The following is a 25,782-nucleotide window of genomic DNA, read 5'->3' on the forward strand; positions in this document are numbered from 1 at the left end:
GCCGGGCGGCAGGCCTGTTGCGGCTGACCCCTCGCTCCGAAATCTCCGCCGCAATCGGTCAATACCCCGGAAGGCTGCTCGCGAAACACGCCTACGTCGCTTCTTGCCCCGCCGCCGCGGCAGATTGCGCCTGCCACCGCTCTTCGACGCGTCCCAGCTTCCATACGGCAATCGCAACAAGCCAGGTGATCGCAAACAGCCCCACGATGATGAAGCCCATCGCGCCCCAGTCCAGGCTGCCGATCGTGCCCAGGATTCCGGTGTGAATCTCGAGCTTCTCGGTGAAGATCGAGATGATCTCCTGCACTCCGATGATGAGGGCGACGGCAACAGACAAGCCGGTAATCACCATGTTGTAGTAGATCTTTCGGACCGGCTGCGCAAACGCCCAACCGTAGGCAAAATTCATGAACGAACCGTCGATGGAGTCGAAGAGGCACATCCCGGCGCAGAACAGAATCGGCAGAACGAGAATCGAATACCACGGTAATCCCGTCACAGCTGCGCCGCCGGCGATGACGAGCAAGCCGACCTCGGTTACGGTGTCGAACCCCAGGCCGAACAGTAATCCGACTGGATACATGTGCCATGGCTTGCGGACCGTTTTCATGACCGGCCCCAGAATCTTGTTCAACGCGCCGCGGCTGTCGAGTTCCTTCTCGAGTTGTTCTTCGTCGAACGTTCCGGCCTTGTATTTTGTATAGACCCGGTGAATTCCGATGAGGGACACAAGGTTCAGGAGGCCGATCAGGATCAGGAATGTGCCCGAGACAGTGGTTCCGAACAATCCGGCCCATTTCCCCAGGTCGGAATTCTCGTCAGAGAGGGTGGACGCCAGCCGTCGTACGCCCAGCGCGAGCAGTGCAACCATGACAAATACGATGGTCGAATGGCCGAGTGAGAACCAAAACCCCACGGACATGGGCTTTTTGCCATCGGCAACAAGCTTGCGTGTTGTGTTGTCGATGGCGGCGATGTGGTCGGCGTCGAAGGCATGTCGCATTCCGAGCGTGTAGGCGGTGACGCCCAGTCCGACGCCGAACGCGCTGCCCTCGACGGTGTAGTGCCCGGGAACGACCAGGCCGAGCAGCACTGCCCAGCCGACGACGTTGAGCGTGACGACCGTGGCCGTCATTCCGATGATGCTGCGTCGCTGGGAGCGGTCCAGGCTCGTCCACGCTGCGACGAGTTTGTTTCCGGTCGAGTGTGTATCCGTCGTCATCGAACGTCACCGATTTCGTGTGGAGGGTCGGCGGGCCTGACACGGAAAAATGTCATAGATAAATCGTATAAGTGTTCAACTGTTCAGATAAGGGCGTTCTTGTTACAGATTGCCCATCAGGGAGTAAAGGTGCTTTGCTGCCTGATGGGAAAGTCAGGCGAAGATCGTGTTCATCAATGCGACGTACATCGCGGTCCCGACGACGATGCTCAGCACTGCGTTCTTTCGCCACAGATGGATTGCGGCGGTGGCCGAGACGGCGATCAGTTCGGGTAATCCGTGTGAGGGCCCGGTGACGGAGACGTTCTTCAGTGAGTACATCACCAGGATCAGCATCACTCCCGCCGGCATGTAGATGCCGAGGTACGCGACGAGCGCCGATGAGCGCAGTGGCTTCAGGACGGCAAAGGGTATGGCGCGCAAAGCAAAAGTGACGACGGCCATGATGGCAACGGCGGTGAAGATGTACGTGGTGTCAGGCATCTACTGCTGCTTTTCGGGAGGTGGCGAAGTATCGGATGATCAGGAAGGTGACAAACCCGCCCATGGCGATCGGTAGGACATGTTCGGGTGCGATGAGGCGGGCCACCAGTGCGCAGGTGACCGCTGCCGCTGGGACGGTGTAGCCGCTTTGAGCTCGCATCGCTTCGATCGACAGGACGACGAACAGGGCTGTGAGCGCAAAGTCCATTCCGACGATCGAATCGGGAATCCATTGTCCCGCAGTAGCTCCGAGAATTGCTCCGCCAACCCAGTAGCCGTGCAGGAACAGTTGCGAGAAGACGATGACCCGGCCGGAGAGGGCTTTGGGATCGGTTGTCACCGACATGGCATACGCCTCGTCGGTGAGAGCGAACATGCTGTAGAAGCGTGCAAACGGATTCTGCACCTTGTTCAGTGGGAAGCTCAGCGCATAAAAGACGTGCCGAAAGTTGACCAGCAACGCGGTGAGTGCGACGTAAGGCAGGGGAGTCATCGCGGCGACCATGCCGACGGCAATGAACTCGAGCGATCCGGCATAGATCAACGAAGTGAAAACCAGTGCCCACCAAGGGTTCAGGCCTTGCTGCACAACAAGCACCCCGAGGGCGATGCCGAGTGGCAGGAGTCCGATGCCGACCGGCAATGACAATGCAAAGGCGCGTCGCCACGCCGGGTTCTGGCGCGCGGCATCGACGGCAGTTGCATCCGCTGATGTTGAAGATTCGATCACCACAGAAATGTAGTACAAAGTCCGCGGTTGACGATTGCCCAGAATGCGCGGAATTGAGACTTTGCGCAATAATATCCGCATGGATGCCATGGATGACGCAATTTTATTCCACCTCCGTCAGGACTCCAGTCTGACCAACACCGAATTGGCGGATCTGGTGGGGCTGACGCCGTCGCCGTGCCTGCGCCGGGTCAAGAAACTCGAGGCCGACGGAGTCATCACCGGTTACCGGGCAATCGTCAGCCCCGAGGCGCTCGACCGCGGATTTCAGGTGATCGTGACAGCCGAGATCGGCGTCAACGACCAGGCGACCATCGAGGACTTCGAATCACGCGTCGCGGCTTTCGACGAAGTGATCGAATGTCGACGGCTCTTCGGGATCCCCGATTACTTCATTCGCGTCGCGGTGAAGGATCTCGCGACATACGAACAATTCATGGCCACCAAACTCAGTGGCCTCCCCGCTGTGTCACGGGTGACCTCGCTCATCACGATGAAAACCATCAAGAGTGTGGACTGAGATTTTTGTCGGTAGGTGGCGTTAACGTCGGAACATGGGATACGAATTTCAAGTCACCGTGGACTCCGCGCAACCACATGAACAGGCAAAATGGTGGGCGGCCGCACTCGGCTGGGCTGTCGAGCCGAGCGATGAGGATTTCATCAGAGGTCTCGTCGCAGCTGGGCACGCGCAAGAATCCGACACAACCACTTTTGAAGGCGTGCTCGTCTGGAGGGAAGGTGCAGCCATCAGCGACCCGGAACATCCGGAGCGTCCGCGAGTTCTGTTTCAGCTGGTGCCCGAGAAGAAAACGGTGAAAAACCGACTTCACCTGGATATCAGAGTGGGAGACAACCGTGAGGACGTAGCCGCTCATCTCGAGGCGGTCGGCGCGACGATACTTCACCGAGGCCAGCAAGGCCCGAGCGTGTGGATCACGATGTCCGACCCGGAGGGCAACGAATTCTGTGTCAGTTAGCGGTACGAGCTGGGAGTATCTCCGGTCCAGCGTTTGAACGCGCGGCGGAACGCGCTGGGCTCGGAGAACCCGAGGCGAGCCGACAGGACGTCTACCGACTCGCCCCGGCCAAGGCCGGCGATCGCGACGTCGCGGAGCACCTCTTCGCGTAGCTGATTCAGTGACGTGCCCTCGCGGCGAAGCAACCGTCGCAAGTGCGGCACGCTGATCGAGAGCATTTCGGCAATCTCTTCCGCTGTCGAGGTGCGCCCCTTCACGCCTAACTCCACAACTCGGCGTACCTGGGCTGACGCGGTGCTGTCGTAATCGCGCTCGGACATCAGCTGGATAGGCGACGCGCGCAAGTACTCCTCGAGGGATTCCTCGGTCTGGATGATCGGCGCTCGCATCGCAGAATCGTCGAAATCCAAAGCGGCGCAGGGCGCATCGAACGTAACCGGGACGCCGAAGATGTAGTCGTAGTCTTGGGCCAACCGCGCATCCGGCGCCGAGTACGGGAACTCGACGGCCCGAAGCCGGACCCGCTTGCCGATCAACCACGCGGCAAATCGGTGTAGGAGGATCAGCATGAAGTCCGTTGTCACGCGTGCCGCGATATCGGGTTCGGAGATTCCTTCCCGCGGGTGACCGGAGAAACTGATGCGTGTGCTCTCCTCACCCGCTTCTATCGTCAATGGGGCCAAACTCGGCAGTGCTCGGATCACATCTGCCATCCGAGCGAAAGCGCTACCGAGGTCGGGGCAGTGAATCAATGTCAGGCAGATCAGCCGAAAGGTGCCGCGGGGGACAGGGGCGCGCCCGAGACCGAACAATTCGTCGTTCGTGATCTGCCAGGTGGTTTGGATGAACGTAGTTACTTGAGTGGGGGTGAGCCGGGCACGTGGGTCCGCGAGCGTGGTGAGATCGATTCCCGCTGCCCGCAAGGCGCCCGACAAGTCCACATTGTTGTCCGGCGAGAACATGAGATAACGCTGAATAAATGCAGTGGGGATGGTGCGAGCATTCATGGGTGAGCGGCTCCCCGGAGCAGATGGAGGCGTCTCGCTGCTTCGGCAAGTACGTGGTCCTGTTTGCAGAATGCAAACCGCACCAAGTGCTTCCAGCTGTCACGGTTGTCGGCGAATACGTCGACGGGGACGGCTGCGACTCCGATGCGTTCCGGTAACGCGCGGCAGAAATCTCCCGCGTCGGATTCGCCCAGTGGCCGGATGTCCGCGAGCAGAAAGTAGGTGCCACCTCCCGAATGCACGTGGAGTCCCGCGTCGGTCAACGCGTCGGCAAGCACATCTCGCTTGGACTGCAGACTCGATCGCAGATCCGCGACCCACGCTTGCTCGTTGGTCAATGCATAGGCGACAGCCGGCTGGAACGGCGCGCCGGCAACAAAGGACATGAACTGTTTGGCCGCGCGCACGCCGTCGATGAGCTCGCGCGGGCCGATCGCCCAGCCGGTCTTCCAGCCGGTGACATTGAAAGTTTTTGCGGCGCTGGACACTGTGACGGTGCGTTCACGCATTCCGGGCAGCGACGCCATCGGCGTATGCGTGAGGCCGTCGAACACCAAGTGCTCGTAGACTTCGTCGCTCAGCACGATCAGGTCGCGTTCGCACGCAATTTCTGCAAGTGCGCGCAATTCGTCATCGGTGAACACCGTCCCGGTGGGGTTGTGTGGACTGTTGACCACCAGCATCTTTGTCTTGGGGGTAATCGCTGCCTTGACTGCATCGATGTCGACAACAAATTTGTCACCCGACGCGACCAACGGAACGGTACGACGGATCGCGCCGGCCAGAGCGACGGAAGCCGCGTACGAGTCGTAGTACGGCTCGATAAGTACTACTTCCTCACCGGGTTCGACCAAACCCAGAATTGCAGCGCTGATCGCTTCTGTGGCTCCGACGGTCACCAGTACTTCGGAATCAGGATCGAATTCCAAGCCGTACCGTACTATCCGGTCGGCGGCAACGGCCTGGCGTAGAACTGGCATACCCGGGCCCGGCGGATACTGGTTGACTCCGTCGGCGATGGCTTGGCGCGCGACGTCGAGCATCGCGGCGGGTCCGTCGGTGTCGGGAAATCCTTGGCCGAGATTGACGGCGTTGTGAAGAGTTGCCAGTGCCGTCATCTCCGCGAAGATCGTGGACGCAAAAGGCTGCAGGCGCGAAACGGTGCGATTGCGGGGCGTCGAAGGCATCTTTGCAGCTTAGTCGGCGGCAGATGCATCTTCACATTGCTGTCAAGGCTCGGTTCAGCACGTTTAGAACCCCGCGTTCGTTCCACTCTGTAAGTGGCACCGATTGTGGTGCCGCAGACTTACGGAGGTTGTCATGCCCCGCATACCCGCAGTGGCGCCCGGTGACGGCGGACCACTGATCAAAGTGGCGTACAAGTTCGCCGCCCGGCAGTTCGACGAGGTCCCTGAACCGTTTGCCGTGCTCGCGAACCACAAGAAGCTGTTTCTGGCGGCCGCCGGGCATGAAATGGCAGTGCAGAAAGCGTCCAAAGTTCTGCCGGTGAGTGTCCGGGAGTTGGCGGTCTACCGAGTCGCCTCTACCGTGGGTTGTTCGTGGTGCGTCGACTTCGGCACGATGCTCGCGCGTCTGGACGGCCTTGACGTCGAGCGTTTGAAAGCGATTGAGCATTATCGAGACTCGCCGCTCTACAGCGAGGACGAGCGAGCAGCCATCGCGTACGCGGACGCGATGACAGGCGACCCACACGGTGAGCACGGAGTTACCGACGAGCAGGTTGCGGACCTCGAGAGTCGGTTCGGTAGGGCAGGCGTGGTGGAGCTGACCTATCAGATCGGGCTGGAGAACATGCGCTCGCGAATGTATTCCGCGTTGGGAATCACGGAACAGGGATTCGGTACCGACTCCTGCCGAGTTCCGTGGTCTCAAGAGTAGAACTCCGCAAGAGCGGATGAATTGATCTATTTTTAACGCACTTGCGGACATTTTGGCTTGTTCGGGGCTGCTGCGAGCCCTACGATCATGAGGTGCCCAACATACGAATACGCGAAGCGGCCGGGCTACTGGGTGTCAGTGACGACACCGTGCGTCGGTGGATCGACAGCGGGCAGCTGAGCGCGGCAACCGACGATTCGGGTCGCAAGGTGATCGACGGCGCCGAACTGGCTGCGTTTGCGCGATCCAACGCGGCTCCCGCTCCCGTGGATCCGCTGAGTACCGGGACGTCGGCCCGCAACCGGTTTGCCGGCCTCGTGACCAAGGTTGTCACCGACACGGTGATGGCGCAGGTCGAAATGCAGTGCGGTCCGTTCACCGTGGTCTCGCTGATGAGCACCGACGCCGTTCGTGAATTGGGATTGGAAGTCGGCAGCATCGCGGTTGCCGTAGTCAAAGCCACAACCGTGATCGTGGAAACCCCGTCAACGTTGAAAACGCAGTGAGGAAATCAGTGAAAAAAGGGCTCGGAATAGTTGCCTCAGGTGTTCTCTCGCTTGCTCTGGTGAGCGGTTGCAGTAGCTCGGACAGCTCGTCACCTTCGACGTCGGCTGCCAGTACTTCGGCAACAGTGACCGGCGACATCACCGTTTTTGCGGCGGCATCGCTAAAGAACACATTTACCGAACTCGGCAAGGAATTCGAGGCCGAAAACCCCGGAACTACAGTTACTTTCAGTTTCGCTGGTTCGTCGGATCTGGTTGCGCAGATCATCCAGGGCGCTCCCGCGGATGTGTTTGCGTCGGCTGATGCGGCAAACATGAAGAAGGCCACCGACGCTGGAGTTGTTGCAGGTACGCCCTCCGACTTTGCGAGCAATACTCTCACGATCGTGGTGCCGCCTGGTAACCCGAAGGGAATCACCTCGTTCGCCGATTTGGCCAAGGAGGGAACACAATTGGTGATCTGTGCTCCCCAGGTTCCCTGCGGGGCTGCCACAAAGAAGGTCGAAGAAGCGAGCGGTGAAAGCCTGAAGCCGGTCAGTGAGGAGTCCTCGGTAACCGACGTGCTGAACAAAGTCACCTCAGGTCAGGCAGATGCCGGCATCGTGTACGTAACAGACGCGAAGTCGGCGGGCGAGAAGGTCGAGACCATCGCCTTCCCCGAGGCCGCTTCCGTTGTCAACCTGTACCAGGTTGCAGCACTGAAGGATTCGAAGAACCTCACCACCGCGACCAAGTTCGTTGATCTCGTGAGTGGCCCGAAGGGTCTGGTTGTGCTGACGAATGCAGGATTTGCCGCTCCGTGATGCGAATCAGACCGGCAGTCCGTGCTCCGCTCGGGCTGCCGGTATGGATTTATCTCCCTGCCGTGATCGGCGGGGCCTTCGTGATAGTTCCGTTGCTCGCGATGCTGCAGACGGTGCAATGGTCGCAGTTCTGGCAACTCGTGACCTCGGAGTCGTCGATAGCGGCTCTGAAGCTGAGCCTGAAGACCGCGGCGATGAGCACAGTGCTCTGCATTCTCTTCGGGGTACCGATGGCTGTGGTGCTGGCGCGCAGCAGTTTCCGTGGACTGTCGGTACTGCGGTCACTGATCTTGCTGCCGCTCGTCCTGCCTCCGGTAGTGGGCGGAATCGCGCTGCTCTACACGTTCGGCCGTAAAGGGCTGATCGGGGAGCAGTTGGAGGTGCTCGGAATTCAGATCGCATTCTCCACGACCGCCGTTGTTCTGGCACAAACGTTTGTCGCGCTGCCGTTTCTGGTGGTCAGTCTCGAAGGGGCACTGCGGACGGCAGGCACTCGTTACGAGGCCGTGGCATCAACGCTCGGAGCCAGGCCGACCACGGTGCTACGACGCGTCACCCTGCCGCTGGTGATTCCCGGTCTGATCTCGGGAGCCGTACTCGCCTTTGCGCGAGCGTTGGGGGAGTTCGGTGCGACGCTGACCTTTGCCGGGAGCCTGCAAGGAGTCACACGCACCTTGCCGCTGGAGATCTACCTGCAACGTGAGAGTGATCCCGATGCTGCCGTGGCACTTTCGCTGGTTCTGGTCGTTGTTGCCGTGGTCATCGTCGTCGCCGTCCGTGGCCGCGGATCGGCAGGATCACTGTGAGCGGCTTGCACGTGGATGTCGAAATCCCCGAACGCGACGTGATCGCCTCGTTCGACGTTGCCGCCGGTGAGGTGACAGCGATACTCGGCCCGAACGGCGCCGGAAAATCGACGGTGCTGGCTGCTGTTGCGGGACTGCATCATCCGAATCGTGGGCGAATCGAACTCAATGGACGGGTGCTGACCGATACCGCTGCCGGAGTCTGCGTGTCTCCGCACAAACGTGGGACTGTCCTGCTCGCTCAGGACGCACTGCTCTTTCCTCATCTCAGTGCCGTGGACAACGTCGCGTTTGCACCGCGCAGTGCCGGGCGGTCTCGTCGTGAATCCGCGCAGGCGGCCCGCCACTGGCTCGGCGCCGTCGACGCCGGCGAGTTGGCGGATCGGAAACCGTCGCAGCTGTCCGGGGGCCAGGCACAACGTGTTGCAGTGGCGCGGGCACTGGCGGCTGAGCCTGAACTACTGCTCCTCGACGAACCGATGTCAGCACTCGACGTATCGTCGGCCCCGGCGCTGCGTTCCTTGCTGCGACGAGTGCTGCGAACCGGTAACCGCACAGCCGTTCTGGTGACTCACGACGCGCTTGATGCCTTGGCGCTCGCGGATAGCGTCGTGGTTATGGATGGTGGACGCGTCGTCGAACGTGGAGATGTGCGGACGGTGCTGACGCGTCCTCGTAGTACGTTTGCCGCCAGGATTGCCGGAATCAATCTGCGTAGTGGCGTCATGATCGAGGACTGCGCGATCCGAACTCCTGGTGGTACCGCCATCGCCGGCCTTGCCGAAGTGGCTGTGCCAGTGGGTAGCCCAGCAGTTTCGATGTTCGAACCCAGTGCTGTGTCGGTGTATCTCCATCCGCCGCACGGAAGCCCTCGCAACGCGTTCGACGTCACTGTTGCCGAGATCGAGAATCGAGGCTCGACGGTTCGGGTACGCGCCGAGGACGACGAGGGACAGCCGGGACTTTCGGCCGACATCACGACAGCAGCGGCGGCCGAGCTCGATCTCGTTCCGGGCGCGACGGTGACCTTCGTTGTCAAAGCGACAGAGACGCTGATCTACGCTCAGTAACGTCTCACACGTTATTCGGCTCGAAGGATGGGTAGTGAACCCCGAAGACGCACCACCAGGGGAGCCTGCCGTTGTTCCCGCACCACGGCCTGCGCGGAGTGTGTTGTTCGGATTGCCGCCGGTGGGAAACCGATTTCCAGGAGCCGTTCGGGTGGCGCTCGCCCTCGCGATTCCGGCGACAATCGCGACGCTTCTCGGATACGGCTCTGCGTCACTTCTCGTCGGGCTGGGAGCCTTCGCCTCGATTTACGGTGAAGGCCGGCCATACCGGAGCCGGTGGAAAGTCGTCGGCATTGCCGCGTTGGTCTTGACGGTTCTCTCCTTCATCGGCGCATCGGTGGGCGAACCGATCCACCGGGCTATTTCCGAAGGCGCCCCCGAGGCTCTCCTGATACTCGTCATTCTGGTCATGGCAGTCGTGGTGTCGACCTGTGCGTTCACCGTTGACGCGTTGCGATTGGGGCCACCAGGAGCGTTCTTCCTCTTGTTGACGACAGAGATCAGTTCGGTGATCGCCACTCCGGGACAACCGCCGACAGAGGTTGCTCTGTGGACGGCCGTAGGCGGAGCGAGCGCACTACTCGTATCCATGACGGGGATACTGTGGGCGCCGAGAGCGGTGGAACACGCTGCCGTCGACGCGGCCGTGTCGGCCGTCGACGAATACGTGGCGGCGACAGATCAAGCGAACCGTCACGCTGCCGCGCTGCGACTTCAGGATGCATGGCAATGCCTGTACCGCGGAAAGATTGTCGGTACCGATCATCCGCTCACTCGTGAGCTGGAGCGCGCGCAGATGCGGATGGCGCGAGCACTGGCCGACGATCACGACCCGGAGTTGATGGCGGACGCAGCTTTCGACATCGACGAGGTAGGTGTGTATCCGCCTTTGCCCGACCCGACGATCCGGTACAGATTTCTGCGGGCCTGCAATCCGTCCAGTCGAGCGACGATCACTGCAATCCGGCTACTTCTGGCCTGCATCGCAGCGGGAAGCCTGACGGTTCTTCTCGGAATCGACCGACCGGATTGGGCAGTGATCGCAGCCGCGATGGTTCTCCACCAGGGGCCGGATCGAATTCTGGGAACCTATCGGGGGATTCACCGGATCGGCGGGACCGTTCTCGGGTTACTGGTGCTCGGCGGGGTGTATCTGTGGAGCCCGACCGGCCTTGCCATGGTGGCGGTACTTGCTGTGCTGCAGTTGGGAATCGAGCTGTTCCTGGTGCGCAATTACGGAGTCGCCGTCATCTTCATCACGCCGATGGCGATCCTTCTGGGTGCCGCCGGTGGCGCACACGGCACCGTGCAGCATCTGGTCCTGAGTCGAATGATCGAAACAGCAGTCGGCGTTGTGGTCGCACTGATCGTGCTGTGGACTGTGGGCCGCCGTGCTCATCGCCGAACTTTGGAGTGGGTCGACGGGCGCGTGGCGCGACTGCTCGGCGTGCTGCTCACCGACATTCGGGTGGCACAGCGTGCGCCGAGTGCAGAATTGTGTCGCGATCTGGAGTTCGAACTTCGCGGCGCCGCCATGGCAGGAATCGATGCAGCGCACAACGAACCGGACTGGGCGACACTGAAGTGGGCAGCGCACACCGAGTTGCATCACCTTGGATCCGATGTGCTGCACCGGTTGTCGTTCGGCACCACGGTGTCGCGCTCGCACCTCGAGAACTGGGAACGACGCTACGCGGCGTGCCGATCGAGTTGACCGGCTTTCACTGTCAGCTCTACTCGGCGAACACGTTCCGTAGTTGCTGTTCCTGCTCATGGCTGAGGTTGGTCGACACCAGTTCACCGGACTGACCGTCGAATGCCTCATGTACTCGGTCGATGATGGCGTCCGAGGTCAGTACGAACAGTGCCGATGTTCCGGGGGTGACATTCTTGCGGACGCCGGCTATGAATTCGTCGTCGATTCCCACATCCGTCAAAGAACCGGCGAGCGCGCCGATCCCGGCCCCGAGCGCAGCTCCGAGTAGCGGGATGAAGAAGAGTAAACCGAATAGCAGTCCCCAGAATGCGCCTCCGAGTGCGCCGGCACCGGTGACGTTGTTGAGCTGGCGAGTCTTGGGCTTATTCGCCCCTTCGGGCCACGACACAAGCGCTGCATCGCGAACCGTGATCAGTTCCTGTCGTTGAAGGTCCTCGAGCGTCGTGATTGCAGTATCCGCGCCCGAGGGTGTCGGGAACTTCCACACTGTCAAGGTGGCACCCATTCATTTCTCCTTTACTGCCGAGATTTTCCCCGAAGTTGACGTTAGAGATGCGGTTCCGGTGAGCGGGGTTCTGCATCTCGATACCGGTTCATCCTCGATCTGGACGCCGTGCGAACACATCACCCGCCACGGATGATCCGGTGACCTAGCGGGGAGGTTCGGACAGCGGAATGGGTAGGGGTACAGGGGTCTTTATCGTCATGGATTCCGACTCCTCTTCTATCTTCGCCTGCGCAGTTTCCGGTGGTGTCGTGGTACTGGTAGGGCCGGAATCATTCAGCAGAACGTCTGCCCATCGGGTCGAGGGGTCGATATCGACCAGGAACGCTTTGGCCATCAATGTCAACGGGATTGCGAGAATTGCGCCCAGTGGGCCGAGGACCCATGACCAGAAGACCAGCGACAGGAATGTCAACGTGACCGAGAGTCCGACTGCGTCGCCGACGAATTTGGGTTGGATCACCGATTGGATGATCACGTTCACCACACTGTAGAGAACGATGACCGTCAGCATCGGACCGACACCGCCGTCGAGGAGGGCAAGTAGCGCGGGTGGGACGAGGCCGAGGACAAATCCGATGTTCGGGATGTAGTTCGTGATGAAGGAGAGCACGCCCCACAGGATGGGGAGTGGTATCCCGAGCGCCCACAGAAGCCCAGTATCGAGTACGGCGACAATAGCGCCGAAAACTGTTGATACGACAAGATATTTTTGTGTTCCCGACGAGAACGACATGAACGCTCCGGCGATGTCCGGGCGCGATCTCACGAGCACCTGCATCCGCTGCGAGTAACCGCTGCCGTCGATCGCCATGAACAGTAGCAACACGACAAGGAACACAAGATTCGACAGCAGTCCGAGCGTATCTTCCAAAAGCCCTGTCAGCACACGGGTGATAGTTCCCGAATCTACCGAGGACAGCATGTTGTGAATCTGATCCGACCCGATCCCCAGATTGCCGAGCCGGCTTTTGGCGTCCGTGAGAAGTTGATCGAACTGCTCCTCGTATGCAGGGAGCAGTGTCCCCAATCTCGCGACGGAATAGATGAGAAAGAAGACCAGAGTGTTGAGAATGGTGTACACCGCAACCAGAGCAGTAAGGGTCGCAAGCCATCGGGGTAATCCCTTCCGCTGCAGCCAATCAGGTACGGGATGAACGGCGACGGTCAGCATCAGGGCCAGAAAGACCGGCCCGAGGATACTGGAGAATGCTTTTGTACCTGCGACAGTGACAACCAGTCCGGTCAGCCCGAGCAACACGATGAGGCCGCGCAGCAACAACCACTGTGATGGGACTGGCGCACCTTCGGCCGATTCGAGTTCTTGCGTCATGGTCTCCTCCGAACGAATCGCGATGGTGTCCGGAAAAGAATTGCACCGGAGGTTGTTTGCTGTCATCACCCGGAATAGATGAGCGCTCATCCTTTCGGGGTGATGCCAGAAGACCGGATACTTCCGATACTGATCGCACGACGATGTTGCGCAGAAGGAGACATCATGACAAGTGCAGAGACATCTCCAGCCAACCACGCTGTCCGGCAAGGCTTTGCGATCGGATCTGCGGCGGCCACGTCACTTTCGTTCGTGGCGGACATCGGTGATGCGATCTAGAACGATCTCGATATTTTCGGGTGGAGACCGTGGGCGAAGAATCCTCGAACACCGAAGACTTTGATGATGATTCAGACTTTGACGATTATTCAGACTTTGACGATGATTCAACGGAACGTAGGGACGAACTAGGCGAACCAGCACTTATCCTCGACGGCCGCGTGTTTTACTCGGTGATCTTTGTTGCCGCCCTGGCAACACTTGCGGCTGTCGGAATGCTCGGTGGATTCAGTGTTTGAGAATGATGCAGCCCGATAGCTACTTGCAGTGCCGATCGAGCTGACCGAACAGCGGACTAAATGTCCCGTTTTTCGGTGGTCTTCACACATTAAATCCGGCGTGAATAAATCGTTGACCCACGTAGGGGGCGCCGACATATGGTGTCGGCACTGCCTACAAAGGTAGTGCCTTCGACGGAATTACCAGCCAAGGTACTGCCCTCCACGTTTGGAGTCCCACGTGTTCTCGTCCTGTCGCTGTTGTCGCTGAACCGACAACCACCCGCATCTGCCTCCGCAGAGCACATCGTACGACGCTGCGTGAACTTCACCCGTCGAGCGCTCTCTGCAGGACATGACGTTTCGGTATAGCCGAGGGCCGATGTAGCCGATCACGGCACAAATCATCTTCTACAGGAAGCACCTTCATGATTCGCCCCCGTTTCGCGCGCTCTGTCGCCGCGGCCCTCGCACTTGTCTCTCTAGCCGGCCTCGCCGTCGCATGCTCAGGTTCCTCCGACGAAGTGGTCAAGACCGCCGACGGTAAGACCGTCCTTCGCTACGAGGGGAGTGCAGGTCAGGTATTGTTCCCGGAACTTGCCGCCGACCTCGGGTATTTCAACGACGTGCAACTCGACTGGATCGGCGACACCACCAGTGGTCCGCAGAGTATCCAGAATGCAGCCACCGGTCAGACCGACTTCGGCGGAGCCTTCAACGGAGCCATCGTGAAGTTGGCTGCTGCCGGATCTCCGATCACTTCGGTCATCGGTTACTACGGCTCGGACAAGCAGAGTTTCAATGGGTACTACGTACTTGACGGTAGTCCGATCACATCGGCAAAGGACCTGATCGGCAAGAAGGTCGGAATGAACACCCTCGGGGCGCACCACGAGTTTGTCGTCCGTGAATGGCTTGCGCGGGAAAGTCTTACGCCGGACGAGATCAACCAGGTGGAACTGATCGTTGTTCCGCCGGTCAACACGGAACAGGCACTACGCCAGGGTCAGATCGACGTCGCAACCCTCGGATCGGTCTTCCGAGATTCGGCTCTCGAACGTGGAGGTCTGCGTGAGCTTTTCACGGACGAATCGCTGTTCGGATCGTTCACCTACGGCACGTTGGTATTCCGCGACGACTACATCGCGCAGAACAAAGATGCAGTCGCTGACTTCGTGCAGGGAACAGCACGCGCCATTCGTTGGACGCAGACGCACTCGCGCGATGAAGTAGTCGCCAAATTTACCTCGATCATCAACTCTCGGGGACGCAACGAAGACACGAAGCTGATCAGCTACTGGAAGAGCCCGGGAGTCGCCGGACCCGGTGGAGTGATTGAGGACGTCGAGATCAGTACCTGGATCGACTGGTTGACCCGCAACGGTGAATTGGAGGAAGGGAAACTGACTCCGGCGGACATCTATACCAACACATTCAACCCGTACGCCAACGGGACGTACACACCCGAAAGTGGCGCTGACGGACAGGCATTGGAGGTCGGAAAATGAGCACTCAACCGAAACTTCGGCTAGAGGACGTCACCAAGGAATTCGACATTCGCGGGACGAGTGAAAAATTCACGGCGGTCGAGGGCATCAACATCGACGTGGCACCGGGCGAGTTTCTTGTCCTCGTCGGCCCCAGCGGCTGCGGCAAGTCCACTCTGCTCGATCTACTCGGCGGGCTCAGTTCTCCTACATCAGGTCGAATCCTTCTGGACGGCAAGCAGATCACCGGTCCGGGGCTGGATCGCGGAATTGTCTTCCAGCAATATGCTCTGCTGCCGTGGCGCACTGCTCGTCACAACATCGAGTTCGGATTGGAAGCCAAGGGTGTCAAGAAGAGCACACGACGCGAACTTGCCGATCATTACCTCGAGTTGGTCGGCTTGGAGGGATTCGCCGATCGGTACCCCCACGAGCTGTCCGGCGGTATGAAGCAGCGGGTCGCCATCGCTCGCAGCCTTGCCTTCGACCCGGAAGTGTTGCTGATGGACGAGCCGTTTGCGGCATTGGACGCACAGACGAGGGAATCGTTGCAGGGCGAGTTGCTCCGGATCTGGAAAGCGACAGGCAAGACGATTCTGTTCATCACTCACGGGATCGACGAGGCCATCTACCTCGGGCAACGCGTGGCCGTCTTGACGTCCCGGCCTGGCCGGGTGAAGACGATCGTCGATATCGACATCGACCGGTCCGCCGCGGATGTGCGCTCCGGTGAGCAATTCCGCGATTATCGGCACCAGATCTGGACCCTTCTGCACGGTGAAGTGGAACGTGCGCGGACCGACGAGCTCGATCCGACGAAGGAGACCGCGAATGTCTAGCGCACTGGCAATCCCGGAATTGGTTACCGCGCCGGAACCGACATCAGAGCGGCGGGTCGGCTCTGTGACCCGAAAGTCGGCCGATCAGGTCGGCGCCGCAGCACGTTACGTGCGATCGACGGCATGGCGCATCACAAAGCCTTCGATTGCCATCGCTGTGCTACTCGGAATCTGGGAATTAGCACCACGCTTCGGGTTGGTGGACAGGGTTTTTCTCCCACCGTTCAGTGAAGTGGTGTCGGCGTTCTTCACTCTGGTCGGTAACGGCCAACTGCAAGAACACGTCACCGCAAGCTTGTCTCGTGCCTTGACCGGATTTTTTGTGGCAGTAGTGGTCGCGGTTCCGTTGGGTATCGCGATTGCGTGGTACCGCCCCGTTTCGGACTTCCTCAATCCGATCCTCGAACTGTTCCGCAACACAGCGGCTTTGGCGCTACTGCCCGTATTCGTGCTGATACTCGGAATCGGTGAAGAGTCGAAGATCGCGCTGGTGATCTATGCCTGCACCTTCCCGATCCTGCTCAATACGATCTCCGGAGTGCGCAGCGTTGATCCTTTGCTCGTCAAATCCGCTGTATCACTCGGGTTTTCCCCGATCAGGCTGTTCCAGAAGGTTGTCCTCCCGGCCGCGGTTCCTACGATCTTCACCGGGATTCGGATGTCTGCCGCGTCGTCGATCCTCGTGCTGATTGCAGCCGAGATGGTCGGAGCCAAAGCTGGTCTCGGATATCTGATCACCGCTTCCCAGTTGAATTTCCAGATTCCCAACATGTATGCGGGCATCATCGCAATCTCCTTGCTCGGTCTTAGTCTCAACGGTGTCCTGGTGCTGATCGAACGCCGGCTCTCACGCTGGCGTCCCGCCACCTGATACTCACTCATCGGAAGGAACGTTCTTTTATCATGTCCGAACGACAGTTTCACCTGAACGCATTTCTCATGGGCGTCGGCCACCACGAAGCAGCGTGGCGTCATCCGAATACTGATGCGGCTAACTTGTTGGATGTCAAGCATTTCCAGAATCTGGGCCGCATCGCGGAACGCGGGAAGCTCGACTCGGTGTTCTTTGCCGACGGTTTGGCCGTCGGTCCGCGCGTCAAGCACAATACCCAGGCGATTTTCGAGCCGGTCACCTTGCTGTCGGCGATAGCGGCAGCGACAGACAAGGTCGGCCTGATCGCCACGGCTTCGACCAGTTACGGCGATCCGTACACTCTCGCGCGGAAGTTCGCTTCGCTCGATCACATCAGCGGTGGCCGCGGCGGGTGGAACATCGTGACGTCGGCCGGCGCCGATGAAGCCGCAAACTTCGGACTGGGTGCAGTGCCGGCGCACAGTGACCGTTACGAGCGGGCCGAAGAGTTTGTCGATGTGACGCTTGATCTCTGGGACAGCTGGGAGGAGGGCGCAATCCTCCTGGACGAGGAGACCGGCGTGTTTGCCGACCCGGACCGAGTGCACCGCATCGACCACGAAGGCCCACGATTCTTGGTGGCCGGGCCGCTCAATTCGCCGCGATCGCCGCAGGGCCGGCCACTACTGGTACAAGCTGGATCTCCCGAAAGCGGTAAAGACTTCGCGGCGCGATATGCCGAAGCCGTCTTCACTGCGCAGCGAACACTCGAACAGGGCCAAGACTTCTACTCCGACCTCAAATCCCGATTGATCAGGTACGGCCGCAATCCGGACGACCTCAAAGTGCTGCCGGGAATCGTTCCCTTCATCGCCGACACGGAAGACGAAGCAAAAGCGCTCGAGCAGTCGTTCACCGATCTGATCTCGCCGGAGTACTCGTTGCGTCAACTCTCGAACATGGTGGGCGTCGACCTCACGGAACACTCGCTCGACGCACCTCTTCCGCCGTTGCCCGATCTTGATCACATCCAGGGCAACAAGAGCCGATACCAATTGGTCAAGGACTTGGCGGAGACCGAAAAGCTCACGGTCCGTGAGCTGATCGGCAAACTTGGTGGTGGGCGGGGACACCGCACCTTTGCCGGGACGGCGGAGCAGGTTGCCGACGAGCTGACCGAATGGTTCGACAAAGGTGCAGCCGACGGTTTCAATATCATGCCGCCGTACCTGCCGGGTGGGCTCGAGATATTTGTCGATCGGGTTGTGCCGATTCTGCAGTCCCGGGGGCTTTTCCGTACGGAGTACACCGAATCCACGTTGCGTGGCCACTACGGGCTTGCAGAGTCGGTCGGTAAGCGCTCGCGGGCTACGGTGGCCGTAGAAGTGAGCGCGTGACGGAAACAGTTCCCCGAGCGCAGCCAGGAGTAGGCGCGCTGAAGCCGTTGGTGACAACGGTTTTTGTCCCGGCTGCGATTTTCGGAATCGGCCAGGGCGCGGCGGCGCCGATCATGGCTGTGACCGCCCGGGACCTCGGGGCGTCGATCACCGTTGCGGGACTGATCGTTGCGCTCGGCGGATTGGGCGCTGTTCTCGGTGATCTACCGGCCGGCCGGATAGTCTCGCGTTTCGGCGAGCGTCGGTCCATCATCGGCGGAAGTGCTCTCGGTGCAACAGGAGTGGTGATCTGCCTGTTCGCCGCGACTCCCTGGGTACTGGGAATCGGAGCCCTGCTGACCGGACTGGCAAATGCGGTGTGGGGCCTGGCTCGGCAGAGTTACCTCGCCGAGACGGTTCCGCTGAGCTTGCGAGCCCGGGCGATGTCGTCGTTCGCGGCGATGTGGCGTCTGGGATTCTTTCTCGGACCACTGATCGGCGCCGGGGTGATTCTGATGATGGGCACCCGCGGCGGATTCCTGGTTCAGTTGGTCGGTGTTGTACTCGCCGGGGCTCTGATGGCACGCGTTTCCGATCCACCGCGCACGGTCGATGCGAGCGGCGGCGAACACCGACTCGTCACGTTGACCGACATTCTCGGTCGGCATCGCGCACCGCTGTCGACACTGGGCATCGGATCTCTTCTGATGGGCGCCGCTCGGGCGTCGAGGGAAGCGGTACTTCCACTGTGGGCATTGCATCTCGGGTTGGACGCTGCCCAGGTCAGTGTGATCTTCGGTGTGGGCGCGGCAGTGGATCTCCTGTGCTCGTATCCGGCCGGGCACATCATGGACCGCTACGGCAGAAGATTGGTGGCGGTCCCGTCGCTCACTGTGATCGGAGTGTCGTATCTTCTGCTGCCGCTGTCGACAGGAGCATTGGGATTGACCGCGGTTGCCGTTGTCATGGGCATCGGCAACGGGTTGGGCAACGGAGTCATCATGACGTTGGGTGCGGATATCGCTCCACCCGACGAGCGGGCCGAGTTTCTCGCAGCCTGGCGCCTGACCCATGACACGGGGATGTTCGGTGGACCTCTTGCGATTGGTGTGCTTGCTGCTGCAGTTCCACTCGGTTGGGCCTTTGCGGTTCTGGGAGCGACGTCCTTTGCCGGCGCAGCAGTGATGCACCGATATATTCCGCGCTATTCGCCGTCCGTGGCGGCGCAGGCGGATCGCGGACGGTCTGGGTAGGCTCGCATGATGCGATTCGGACTCTTTGTTCCTCAAGGCTGGCGCCTGGACCTGGTTGGCATCGACCCTGCACAGCAGTGGGAGGTGATGCGTGACTTCACGTTGCGGGCGGAAGCGGGACCGTGGGAGTCGGCGTGGGTGTACGACCACTTTCATACGGTTCCTGCGCCGACGGAGGAAGCAACGCACGAGGCATGGACCCTCATGTCGGCCCTTGCCGCGTCGACGTCGAGTATCCGGTTGGGCCAGATGTGTACCGCCATCAGCTACCGCAACCCGGCCTATCTCGCAAAAATTGCGGCCACCACCGACCTGATCAGTGGCGGTCGTGTCGAAATGGGTATCGGCGCCGGCTGGTACGAGCAGGAATGGCGCGCCTACGGCTACGGTTTCCCTTCTGCCGGTGAGCGACTCGGCCGTCTCGACGAGGGAATCCAGATCATGCGACAGTCGTGGTCGACCGGCAGCGCGACGCTGGATGGCAAGTACTACCAAGTCGACGGCGCTATCTGTCGACCACTTCCACTTCAGGACAAGGGAATCCCGTTGTGGATCGCGGGCGGCGGCGAGAAGGTCACCCTGAAGATTGCGGCAAAATACGCGCAGTACACCAACTTCGACGGAACACCCGAAGGATTCGGGCGCAAGTCCGAGATATTGAAGAAGCACTGCGATACGGTGGGCACCGACTTCGACGCCATCGTCCGCTCCGCAAACTACAACGTTGCCATCGGATCGACGGAAGCCGAAGTGGCCGAGCGGCTTCGGGTAGTCAAAGACCGGCTGACGCCTCTGGTGGGCGAAGCTGCTGCCGAAGCGTCGCTGGACGCGTTCCGCGGTATGCCCGCAGTCGGAACTCCGGAACAGATCATCGAAAACCTGTCAGCGCTCAAGGCACAGGGGCTTGAATACGGGATCTTCTACTTCCCCGAAGCTGCGTACGACACCTCGGGCATCGAGTTGTTCGAACGTGAGGTATTGCCGGCACTGCGCTAGAGAAGTTTCTTCAGCGGCAGTCGCTAGCGCAGGTTGTCGGGCAGGTCAGCCGGCTCGATCATGACGCGGCGTTCCGGGTGGGTGCGAACTTCCTTCGAGTCAGCGAGTCGACTCTGAAGGAAGTTCCACTCACTTGCACTGATCGCTGCGGTGGCGCGAGCCAGGACTCGGGCGTCCTTGGTGCCCCATTCGATGGGCATCGGGTTGACCATCTGCCAGACGTCGTCCTTGCTGCGCGTGGAGCGGTCCGACCGCAGGGCGACCGACGGAACACGATCGCCGACCTTCCAATGAGGGTTGAGTCGGACGTTTCGGCTGACCAACGCGTATCGCGGTCCTTGCGTCGACGGCTTCGCGACGTCGATCAGCGCGGTCAGTGTCGCGGCGCGAGGGTGAATCTCGGAGACGATCGTGGGGACCAACGGGTTTTCGCTGTACAACTTTTCGATGCTTCCCACCTTGCGCGGCGCCCATACGGCCACACCCAGCGAGCTGATCGCACCGACAGCGAGAACAGCGCCGGCGATGGTGGACCACACCGCACCCATGCTGATGAGCCAGGCGGCAAGCGCAGCGAGGATGAGGGCGAAGATCACGGCAGAAACCTGCAGACGACGGACATCGGCCAACGTGTCGTTGACGGACTTCGCGTGAGCCTTGTCGACGGTGAACTGGAAATCAGCCACTGGTGTGTTCCTTCGCAGGTGGCGGGCGGGTGTACTCGGTCGAGGGCTCCTGAAAACTCCAGGAGCCACTCCACCAGGGTAGCTACTTCCGCGCGCGCTCCCACATCTGCAGGTAGGCCTCCGCGCCGCGGCTCATGTCGTCGATAATCTGATCTCCATCCGGCCCCGCGGCAATACGCATGTCCGCAATCCAATCGGGGATCATTCCGTACTGAGCCACACCGTCGACGTTGACGTCGAAGACGCGGTCACCGGCACGCTGCTTGTCCATGACTGTGCCGTCGAAGGCGGTGTACGGGTACTGCAAAGGATTGGCGTCGGCATCACTGCGCGGCGCGGCCTGGGGACCGAATCCGTTGGTGTCGGCGCCGTAGCCGAATCCGAAGTAGTAGTTTTCGCTTCGCATCTCCCGGGCTTCGCGCCACTGGTCGATGAATCCGGTCTCGCCGTGCTTACCGTCGGAAGCATCGAGTGTGCCCGCGTACAGCGCAACAAAACCACCGAGTGCATAGATCCGCCGGTAGAAGCTTTCGTCGCTCCAACTGTGGCTCGACACAACGCCGGAGTACTGGGCGGTTTCGAGGATACCGAGTGTCGCGTCCGCTGCCTTGACGCTCATGTGGTCGATGTCGATGATCATGCCTCGCTCCATCAACCCGCGGATGGTGTGCTCACCGAGAGCACTCAATCCACGTGAATTACATTGCGCACCGGCCGGATACACCGGAAGCGTCACGCCGGGTGGGAGTACGGCGAGGAGATTCTGGGCGCCGTCGACCTTGGTGGGCAGCTCGTTGTCCTCGGCGACGCCGGTGCACGGTTCGGACTGCCAGAACTCACCGGTACCCAGGTAGTTACCGATGTTGACGGCCACCCCGGTGATGCCACCGTCGAAACGCGTGCCACCTAAGGCATTGTCGAACTTGTGCGTGACGATCATCTGCCGGACACCCAGATCGTAGAGTTCGTCCAGACCGCGATCGATGTCTTCGGTCGTGCACTGCGGCACATCGTTTCGCAGTGTGCACCCGAAGGGTTCCGACACCTCGATACCCAGCGTGACGGCCAGTTTTCCGTCGGCCGCCACCTGCCGGGCTTCGGCCGGTGAGCTTACGATCCGGAACCAGCCACGGCCGGGGCCGCCGTACTGTGCGTCGACGTAATCCTGGATCTCACGTGTCTGCTTGGCCTGGATCCGGATCGTCTTCATTTCGTCGCACGGATTGCGTTTGGTCGGATATAGCTCGCACAGAACACGATTGGCAACAAGAAGGTTGGTGAAGATGCGCAAACCGCCGCGCCACGCGCGTTCCACCCACGTGTAGTAGGTCTGCTCGTGAGTCAGGGAATCGTGAGCCGGCCAATCGGGGAAAGTGGGCCACCCGGTGGTGTCGTGGGTTGCGAATGGATCGCCGAAGGAGAGTACGTTTTCGAGTAGCGCCGGCATGCCGTTGGGTTGATGGTCCGGGCAGTCGACCAGCGCGGCAGTGACGCCTTGGGGATCAAAAGGCTTACCGCAGTGCAGATTTCCGCCCATGAACTCGGACGCATTCATATGGACATGCGTGTCGATGAATCCGGTGACCTCGCCGCCCGGGCCTATCTCCGACGGCGTACCAGTAGCGTTCACTTCGGCTTCCGGGAAATCGGCGCATCCGGTGCGGGGGATCAGGGCAAACGAGGCGGCATCCGGTGCGCCGCCGGGTTCGGCCAGCGACAGGGTGGAATCGTGGCTGACCAGTGTTCGACCGTTTGTGGTGGCGGTGAGAACGAACTTCTCGCCGCTCGACATCACTGTCCAGTCCGTCGACGGGGTCGCGATTGGCGTTGCCACGACGCCGCCGGCGCCGTCATGGGCAAGCATCGATCCGTCGGTGCCGTAGAACATGAACCGGCCGAGTTGCGCCGCATGGAGCCTGAATGATTCGGCGTCGTCGACGGTTGTTCCGCCGCTGCGGTAGCCGCTGCCGTCCCGGTTCACGAACGCACCGCCGGCACCCTGTAGTGCGTAGCAGCCGTTCGCAAGCTGATACACCGTTGTACCTGGCGCGACCGGAGTCGCGGAACTGACGCCGGTGGTGGCAACTACTCCGATTGCCGACAGCAGCGAAGCTGTCAGAAGCGCAGCGACGGCGCCGAGACGACCGCGTGAACGTGTAACCGAGCGCAACATGCGCGACTCCCCGATAGGCACAAGTGTGACAGGGAGCACGCTATCGCGATATGGACGTCCGTCCAGCTAATTAGTGAAACTTGTTATAGAAATGTGTTCAACCGATGGCTGGGCCCAACAGGTCGTCCGCGTCGGTGATTCGATACGCGTACCCCTGTTCTGCGAGGAACCGCTGACGGTGTGCCGCGTACTCGGCATCGAGCGTGTCGCGGGAAACCACCGAATAGAAGTGCGCCTGACCGCCGTCGTGCTTGGGTCGCAGGAGGCGCCCGAGTCGCTGAGCTTCTTCCTGCCTCGATCCGAAGGTTCCCGAAACCTGAACGGCGACAGACGCCTCCGGAAGGTCGATCGAGAAGTTCGCGACCTTGCTCACCACCAGCGTCTGGATCTCGCCGTTACGGAACTGATCGAACAGGATCTCGCGTTCCTTGTTCTTGGTCGATCCCTTGATCACCGGTGCGTTCAGGGCTTCACCGAGTTCGTCGAGCTGATCGAGATACGCACCGATCACCAAGGTCGGCGAATTCGGATGCTTGGCCAGAATCGACTTCACGACAGCAATTTTGGTGTGCGCCGTCGAGCACAGTTTGTAGCGCTCCTCCGGTTCCGCCACCGCGTAGGACATGCGTTCGGCGTCCGTCATCGTCACTCGCACCTCGACGCAATCGGCCGGCGCGATCCAACCCTGCGCCTCGATGTCCTTCCACGGAGCGTCGTAACGCTTGGGGCCGATGAGCGAGAATACGTCGCCCTCGCGGCCGTCCTCGCGGACCAATGTTGCTGTGAGGCCGAGGCGACGACGCGACTGAAGATCGGCAGTCATGCGGAACACCGGCGCGGGCAGCAGATGAACCTCGTCGTAGATCACCAAGCCCCAGTCGCGAGAGTCGAATAGTTCGAGGTGCTTGTACTCACCCTTGGTACGACGCGTGATCACCTGATACGTCGCGATCGTGACGGGTCGAATTTCCTTGCGCTCACCGGAATATTCGCCGATTTCTTCCTCGGTCAACGACGTGCGGGCGATGAGCTCACGCTTCCACTGACGACCGGCAACGGTATTGGTGACGAGGATGAGTGTGGTGGCCTTGGCCTTTGCCATGGCTGCCGCGCCCACCATCGTCTTACCGGCGCCACACGGCAGCACGACGACGCCCGAGCCGCCGGCCCAGAACGAATCCGCCGCCATCTGCTGGTAGTCACGCAGTTCCCAATGGCCCTCTTCGAAAGCGAGATCGATCGGGTGCGCTTCGCCGTCTACGTAACCGGCGAGATCCTCGGCCGGCCAGCCGATCTTGAGCAGCATCTGCTTGAGGCGACCGCGCTCACTCGGGTGCACGATCACGGTGTCGTCGTCGACCTTCTCGCCGAGCATCGGTGAGATCTTCTTGTGCCGCATCACTTCGGTGAGCACTGCGCGGTCGAGGCTGACCAGGATGAGGCCGTGAACCGGACTCTTGACCAACTGCAAGCGTCCGTACCTGGCCATGGTGTCGACGATGTCGACCAGCAGGGGCTGCGGGACGGCGAACCGCGAGAACGAGACCAGTGCGTCGACTACCTGCTCGGCGTCGTGTCCGGCGGCACGGGCATTCCACAAGGCCAGGGGCGTGATGCGATACGTGTGGACGTGTTCGGGGGCCCGTTCGAGCTCGGCAAAGGGTGCGATTGCCTGTCTGGCATCGCCGGCGCGCTCGTGATCGACCTCCAACAGCAGCGTCTTGTCGGATTGGACGATCAACGGTCCGTCGGTCACGAAGTCCTCCTGGTGTAGCGAATGCGATGGTGCAGCCGTGTAGCGAATGCAGCAGTGTCGCGGCAACCCTGCCATTGTCCTGCCATCGCGGTGAATACGCCAAGTGACGGGCAATACACAACGCAAACAGGGGTGCCCACACTTGGGCACCCCTACGTCAACGTGGCACAGTTGACGGCTATTCCTGACCCCGTATTTCGGAGACGCGGAAACTTTTTATTTCTGCGCCACCGCAGACTTTCGCATTTCCATGACGTGAGTTATCGCTTCGGAAATTCCGGAGCGATAACCGATATTCTTTTCGCTGTCACCGGGAGTTGAATCAAGTTCTGATTCGAGTCTGGTTTGAATGCGATCAAGCGCATGGATTGTTCTTTTCACGGTGGGTCCTTTGTTTTACGAACGACCCGATAACAAAATTCCGGGTCGACGAGCGTGTTCGTCGAGGACGCAGACCGCGGCCAGTGTCATCCCGGCAACATATCCGCGGGACCGTGGATCTGTGCCTCTGCTACTGGACCTGAACTGGTCGAACGTCTCGTGAAGGTAGTCGAGTGCATCGGTCTCGGCTTGCATGATGAAAACTTCTCGAGAGAAGAACGAAAGTATTTTCCGTCAGCTCCGCTTTCTCTTGCGAATCAATTCCGAAGAATCCGCTGCTTTTTCACGCTTTTCTGCGCGGCGTTCCTTGATCGACTGGGCGGGCTTTTTCATGTTCTTACCCGGCGCCTTGTCAGCCATTGTCGCTCCTCATTTTTCGAAGTGGCAATCACAAACTGACCTCGACCATACTTCATTTACAGAA

The 25,782-nt window shown here is 60.4% G+C and carries 27 protein-coding genes; 15 read left to right on the forward strand and 12 right to left on the reverse strand.

The features are described from left to right. Positions 1 to 91: 91 nt before the first annotated feature. From nicT to RG2_RS17545, 3 genes are all read right to left on the reverse strand, one after another. A complete protein-coding gene (gene nicT / locus RG2_RS17535) occupies positions 92 to 1,222 on the reverse strand; it encodes a Nickel transporter NicT (protein ID WP_033234064.1) in 1,131 nt (376 codons plus the stop codon). 153 nt (positions 1,223 to 1,375) lie between these two features. After that, positions 1,376 to 1,705: a branched-chain amino acid transporter permease gene (locus RG2_RS17540; RefSeq protein ID WP_033234065.1), complete on the reverse strand. Its 330-nt coding sequence runs from the start codon at positions 1,703 to 1,705 to the stop codon at positions 1,376 to 1,378. Further along, the gene (locus RG2_RS17545) at positions 1,698 to 2,438 is read right to left on the reverse strand and encodes an AzlC family ABC transporter permease (protein WP_033234358.1); all 741 of its coding nucleotides are present in this window, start codon (positions 2,436 to 2,438) and stop codon (positions 1,698 to 1,700) included. Before RG2_RS17545 ends, RG2_RS17540 begins: the two co-directional genes overlap by 8 nt. Before the next feature lie 76 nt (positions 2,439 to 2,514). Here RG2_RS17545 and RG2_RS17550 point away from each other — a divergent pair, with 76 nt between their 5' ends. Both RG2_RS17550 and RG2_RS17555 read left to right on the forward strand, forming a co-directional pair. Further along, positions 2,515 to 2,955, forward strand: coding sequence for an Lrp/AsnC family transcriptional regulator (locus tag RG2_RS17550; protein WP_033234066.1), 441 nt, complete (start codon positions 2,515 to 2,517; stop codon positions 2,953 to 2,955). A gap of 34 nt (positions 2,956 to 2,989) precedes the next feature. After that, positions 2,990 to 3,415 (forward strand): VOC family protein, encoded by a 426-nt coding sequence (locus tag RG2_RS17555; protein WP_033234067.1) that lies wholly within the window; start codon positions 2,990 to 2,992, stop codon positions 3,413 to 3,415. Here RG2_RS17555 and RG2_RS17560 read toward each other — a convergent pair. Together RG2_RS17560 and RG2_RS17565 are read right to left on the reverse strand one after the other, a co-directional pair. Next, positions 3,412 to 4,422, reverse strand: coding sequence for an AraC family transcriptional regulator (locus RG2_RS17560; protein WP_033234068.1), 1,011 nt, complete (start codon positions 4,420 to 4,422; stop codon positions 3,412 to 3,414). The two genes, RG2_RS17555 and RG2_RS17560, sit on opposite strands and share 4 nt — an antisense overlap. Next, the gene (locus RG2_RS17565; RefSeq protein WP_033234069.1) at positions 4,419 to 5,609 is read right to left on the reverse strand and encodes a pyridoxal phosphate-dependent aminotransferase; all 1,191 of its coding nucleotides are present in this window, start codon (positions 5,607 to 5,609) and stop codon (positions 4,419 to 4,421) included. Before RG2_RS17565 ends, RG2_RS17560 begins: the two co-directional genes overlap by 4 nt. Before the next feature lie 133 nt (positions 5,610 to 5,742). On the opposite strand from RG2_RS17565, the gene RG2_RS17570 reads away from it, so the two are divergent. The 6 genes from RG2_RS17570 (at position 5,743) to RG2_RS17595 (ending at position 11,220) form a co-directional block, all read left to right on the forward strand. Beyond that, on the forward strand, positions 5,743 to 6,321 hold the full coding sequence (locus tag RG2_RS17570; RefSeq protein WP_033234070.1) for a carboxymuconolactone decarboxylase family protein: 579 nt from the start codon (positions 5,743 to 5,745) through the stop codon (positions 6,319 to 6,321). A gap of 92 nt (positions 6,322 to 6,413) precedes the next feature. Continuing rightward, entirely contained in the window at positions 6,414 to 6,827 is a 414-nt protein-coding gene (locus tag RG2_RS17575; RefSeq protein WP_033234071.1) for a TOBE domain-containing protein, read from the forward strand. After that, on the forward strand, positions 6,824 to 7,630 hold the full coding sequence (gene modA, locus RG2_RS17580) for a molybdate ABC transporter substrate-binding protein (RefSeq protein WP_033234072.1): 807 nt from the start codon (positions 6,824 to 6,826) through the stop codon (positions 7,628 to 7,630). Before RG2_RS17575 ends, modA begins: the two co-directional genes overlap by 4 nt. Next, positions 7,630 to 8,436, forward strand: a complete 807-nt coding sequence (locus RG2_RS17585) for an ABC transporter permease (RefSeq protein WP_033234073.1) — start codon at positions 7,630 to 7,632, stop codon at positions 8,434 to 8,436. Before modA ends, RG2_RS17585 begins: the two co-directional genes overlap by 1 nt. Then, complete coding sequence (locus tag RG2_RS17590; RefSeq protein ID WP_072782596.1) at positions 8,433 to 9,506, forward strand: sulfate/molybdate ABC transporter ATP-binding protein; 1,074 nt, start codon at positions 8,433 to 8,435, stop codon at positions 9,504 to 9,506. The genes RG2_RS17585 and RG2_RS17590 overlap by 4 nt, the downstream gene beginning before the upstream one ends. 34 nt (positions 9,507 to 9,540) lie before the next feature. Next, positions 9,541 to 11,220 (forward strand): FUSC family protein, encoded by a 1,680-nt coding sequence (locus RG2_RS17595; protein ID WP_033234074.1) that lies wholly within the window; start codon positions 9,541 to 9,543, stop codon positions 11,218 to 11,220. A 19-nt stretch (positions 11,221 to 11,239) separates the two neighbouring features. Here the strand turns inward: RG2_RS17595 and RG2_RS17600 are convergent, their stop codons facing one another. Next, positions 11,240 to 11,728 (reverse strand): DUF1269 domain-containing protein, encoded by a 489-nt coding sequence (locus tag RG2_RS17600; RefSeq protein ID WP_033234075.1) that lies wholly within the window; start codon positions 11,726 to 11,728, stop codon positions 11,240 to 11,242. A 145-nt stretch (positions 11,729 to 11,873) separates the two neighbouring features. Beyond that, on the reverse strand, positions 11,874 to 13,061 hold the full coding sequence (locus RG2_RS17605) for an AI-2E family transporter (RefSeq protein WP_080711725.1): 1,188 nt from the start codon (positions 13,059 to 13,061) through the stop codon (positions 11,874 to 11,876). Between the two features lie 308 nt (positions 13,062 to 13,369). Between RG2_RS17605 and RG2_RS17610 the strand changes: the two genes are divergently transcribed. The 7 genes from RG2_RS17610 to RG2_RS17640 all read left to right on the forward strand — a co-directional run bounded on the left by RG2_RS17610 (position 13,370) and on the right by RG2_RS17640 (position 20,362). Next, positions 13,370 to 13,579, forward strand: coding sequence for a hypothetical protein (locus RG2_RS17610; protein WP_133637975.1), 210 nt, complete (start codon positions 13,370 to 13,372; stop codon positions 13,577 to 13,579). Positions 13,580 to 13,986: 407 nt separating this feature from the next. After that, a complete protein-coding gene (locus RG2_RS17615) occupies positions 13,987 to 15,066 on the forward strand; it encodes an ABC transporter substrate-binding protein (RefSeq protein ID WP_033234077.1) in 1,080 nt (359 codons plus the stop codon). Further along, positions 15,063 to 15,884: an ABC transporter ATP-binding protein gene (locus RG2_RS17620; protein WP_033234078.1), complete on the forward strand. Its 822-nt coding sequence runs from the start codon at positions 15,063 to 15,065 to the stop codon at positions 15,882 to 15,884. Before RG2_RS17615 ends, RG2_RS17620 begins: the two co-directional genes overlap by 4 nt. Further along, the gene (locus RG2_RS17625; RefSeq protein WP_033234079.1) at positions 15,877 to 16,755 is read left to right on the forward strand and encodes an ABC transporter permease; all 879 of its coding nucleotides are present in this window, start codon (positions 15,877 to 15,879) and stop codon (positions 16,753 to 16,755) included. Before RG2_RS17620 ends, RG2_RS17625 begins: the two co-directional genes overlap by 8 nt. A gap of 32 nt (positions 16,756 to 16,787) precedes the next feature. Further along, a complete protein-coding gene (locus RG2_RS17630; RefSeq protein ID WP_033234080.1) occupies positions 16,788 to 18,134 on the forward strand; it encodes an LLM class flavin-dependent oxidoreductase in 1,347 nt (448 codons plus the stop codon). Continuing rightward, entirely contained in the window at positions 18,131 to 19,366 is a 1,236-nt protein-coding gene (locus RG2_RS17635; RefSeq protein ID WP_033234081.1) for an MFS transporter, read from the forward strand. Before RG2_RS17630 ends, RG2_RS17635 begins: the two co-directional genes overlap by 4 nt. 9 nt (positions 19,367 to 19,375) lie before the next feature. Beyond that, positions 19,376 to 20,362 carry an LLM class F420-dependent oxidoreductase gene (locus RG2_RS17640; RefSeq protein ID WP_033234360.1) on the forward strand — a complete coding sequence of 329 codons (987 nt, stop codon included), beginning with the start codon at positions 19,376 to 19,378 and terminating at the stop codon, positions 20,360 to 20,362. 23 nt (positions 20,363 to 20,385) lie between these two features. Here RG2_RS17640 and RG2_RS17645 read toward each other — a convergent pair whose 3' ends face one another. The 5 genes from RG2_RS17645 to RG2_RS32335 form a co-directional block, all read right to left on the reverse strand. After that, positions 20,386 to 21,048 (reverse strand): DUF3239 domain-containing protein, encoded by a 663-nt coding sequence (locus tag RG2_RS17645; RefSeq protein WP_033234082.1) that lies wholly within the window; start codon positions 21,046 to 21,048, stop codon positions 20,386 to 20,388. An 82-nt stretch (positions 21,049 to 21,130) separates the two neighbouring features. Next, complete coding sequence (locus RG2_RS17650; RefSeq protein WP_033234361.1) at positions 21,131 to 23,218, reverse strand: peptidase; 2,088 nt, start codon at positions 23,216 to 23,218, stop codon at positions 21,131 to 21,133. Between the two features lie 100 nt (positions 23,219 to 23,318). After that, on the reverse strand, positions 23,319 to 24,977 hold the full coding sequence (locus RG2_RS17655) for a DNA repair helicase XPB (RefSeq protein ID WP_033234083.1): 1,659 nt from the start codon (positions 24,975 to 24,977) through the stop codon (positions 23,319 to 23,321). A 216-nt stretch (positions 24,978 to 25,193) separates the two neighbouring features. Beyond that, positions 25,194 to 25,358 carry a hypothetical protein gene (locus RG2_RS31845; protein ID WP_165826323.1) on the reverse strand — a complete coding sequence of 55 codons (165 nt, stop codon included), beginning with the start codon at positions 25,356 to 25,358 and terminating at the stop codon, positions 25,194 to 25,196. 234 nt (positions 25,359 to 25,592) lie between these two features. Next, positions 25,593 to 25,718: a hypothetical protein gene (locus RG2_RS32335; protein WP_254922770.1), complete on the reverse strand. Its 126-nt coding sequence runs from the start codon at positions 25,716 to 25,718 to the stop codon at positions 25,593 to 25,595. Positions 25,719 to 25,782 lie beyond the last annotated feature (64 nt).

It is taken from the genome of Rhodococcus globerulus NBRC 14531 (assembly GCF_001894805.1).
In the GTDB taxonomy this organism is placed as follows: domain Bacteria; phylum Actinomycetota; class Actinomycetes; order Mycobacteriales; family Mycobacteriaceae; genus Rhodococcus_F; species Rhodococcus_F globerula.

What these genes read in the sequence shown, in the direction of transcription:
- nicT (WP_033234064.1), bottom strand. Translation starts at nt 1,222, where the DNA reads ATGACGACGGATACACACTCGACCGGAAACAAACTCGTCGCAGCGTGG.
- RG2_RS17540 (WP_033234065.1), bottom strand. Translation starts at nt 1,705, where the DNA reads ATGCCTGACACCACGTACATCTTCACCGCCGTTGCCATCATGGCCGTC.
- RG2_RS17550 (WP_033234066.1), top strand. Translation starts at nt 2,515, where the DNA reads ATGGATGCCATGGATGACGCAATTTTATTCCACCTCCGTCAGGACTCC.
- RG2_RS17555 (WP_033234067.1), top strand. Translation starts at nt 2,990, where the DNA reads ATGGGATACGAATTTCAAGTCACCGTGGACTCCGCGCAACCACATGAA.
- RG2_RS17560 (WP_033234068.1), bottom strand. Translation starts at nt 4,422, where the DNA reads ATGAATGCTCGCACCATCCCCACTGCATTTATTCAGCGTTATCTCATG.
- RG2_RS17565 (WP_033234069.1), bottom strand. Translation starts at nt 5,609, where the DNA reads ATGCCTTCGACGCCCCGCAATCGCACCGTTTCGCGCCTGCAGCCTTTT.
- RG2_RS17570 (WP_033234070.1), top strand. Translation starts at nt 5,743, where the DNA reads ATGCCCCGCATACCCGCAGTGGCGCCCGGTGACGGCGGACCACTGATC.
- RG2_RS17585 (WP_033234073.1), top strand. Translation starts at nt 7,630, where the DNA reads ATGCGAATCAGACCGGCAGTCCGTGCTCCGCTCGGGCTGCCGGTATGG.
- RG2_RS17600 (WP_033234075.1), bottom strand. Translation starts at nt 11,728, where the DNA reads ATGGGTGCCACCTTGACAGTGTGGAAGTTCCCGACACCCTCGGGCGCG.
- RG2_RS17605 (WP_080711725.1), bottom strand. Translation starts at nt 13,061, where the DNA reads ATGACGCAAGAACTCGAATCGGCCGAAGGTGCGCCAGTCCCATCACAG.
- RG2_RS17615 (WP_033234077.1), top strand. Translation starts at nt 13,987, where the DNA reads ATGATTCGCCCCCGTTTCGCGCGCTCTGTCGCCGCGGCCCTCGCACTT.
- RG2_RS17620 (WP_033234078.1), top strand. Translation starts at nt 15,063, where the DNA reads ATGAGCACTCAACCGAAACTTCGGCTAGAGGACGTCACCAAGGAATTC.
- RG2_RS17625 (WP_033234079.1), top strand. Translation starts at nt 15,877, where the DNA reads ATGTCTAGCGCACTGGCAATCCCGGAATTGGTTACCGCGCCGGAACCG.
- RG2_RS17630 (WP_033234080.1), top strand. Translation starts at nt 16,788, where the DNA reads ATGTCCGAACGACAGTTTCACCTGAACGCATTTCTCATGGGCGTCGGC.
- RG2_RS17640 (WP_033234360.1), top strand. Translation starts at nt 19,376, where the DNA reads ATGCGATTCGGACTCTTTGTTCCTCAAGGCTGGCGCCTGGACCTGGTT.
- RG2_RS32335 (WP_254922770.1), bottom strand. Translation starts at nt 25,718, where the DNA reads ATGGCTGACAAGGCGCCGGGTAAGAACATGAAAAAGCCCGCCCAGTCG.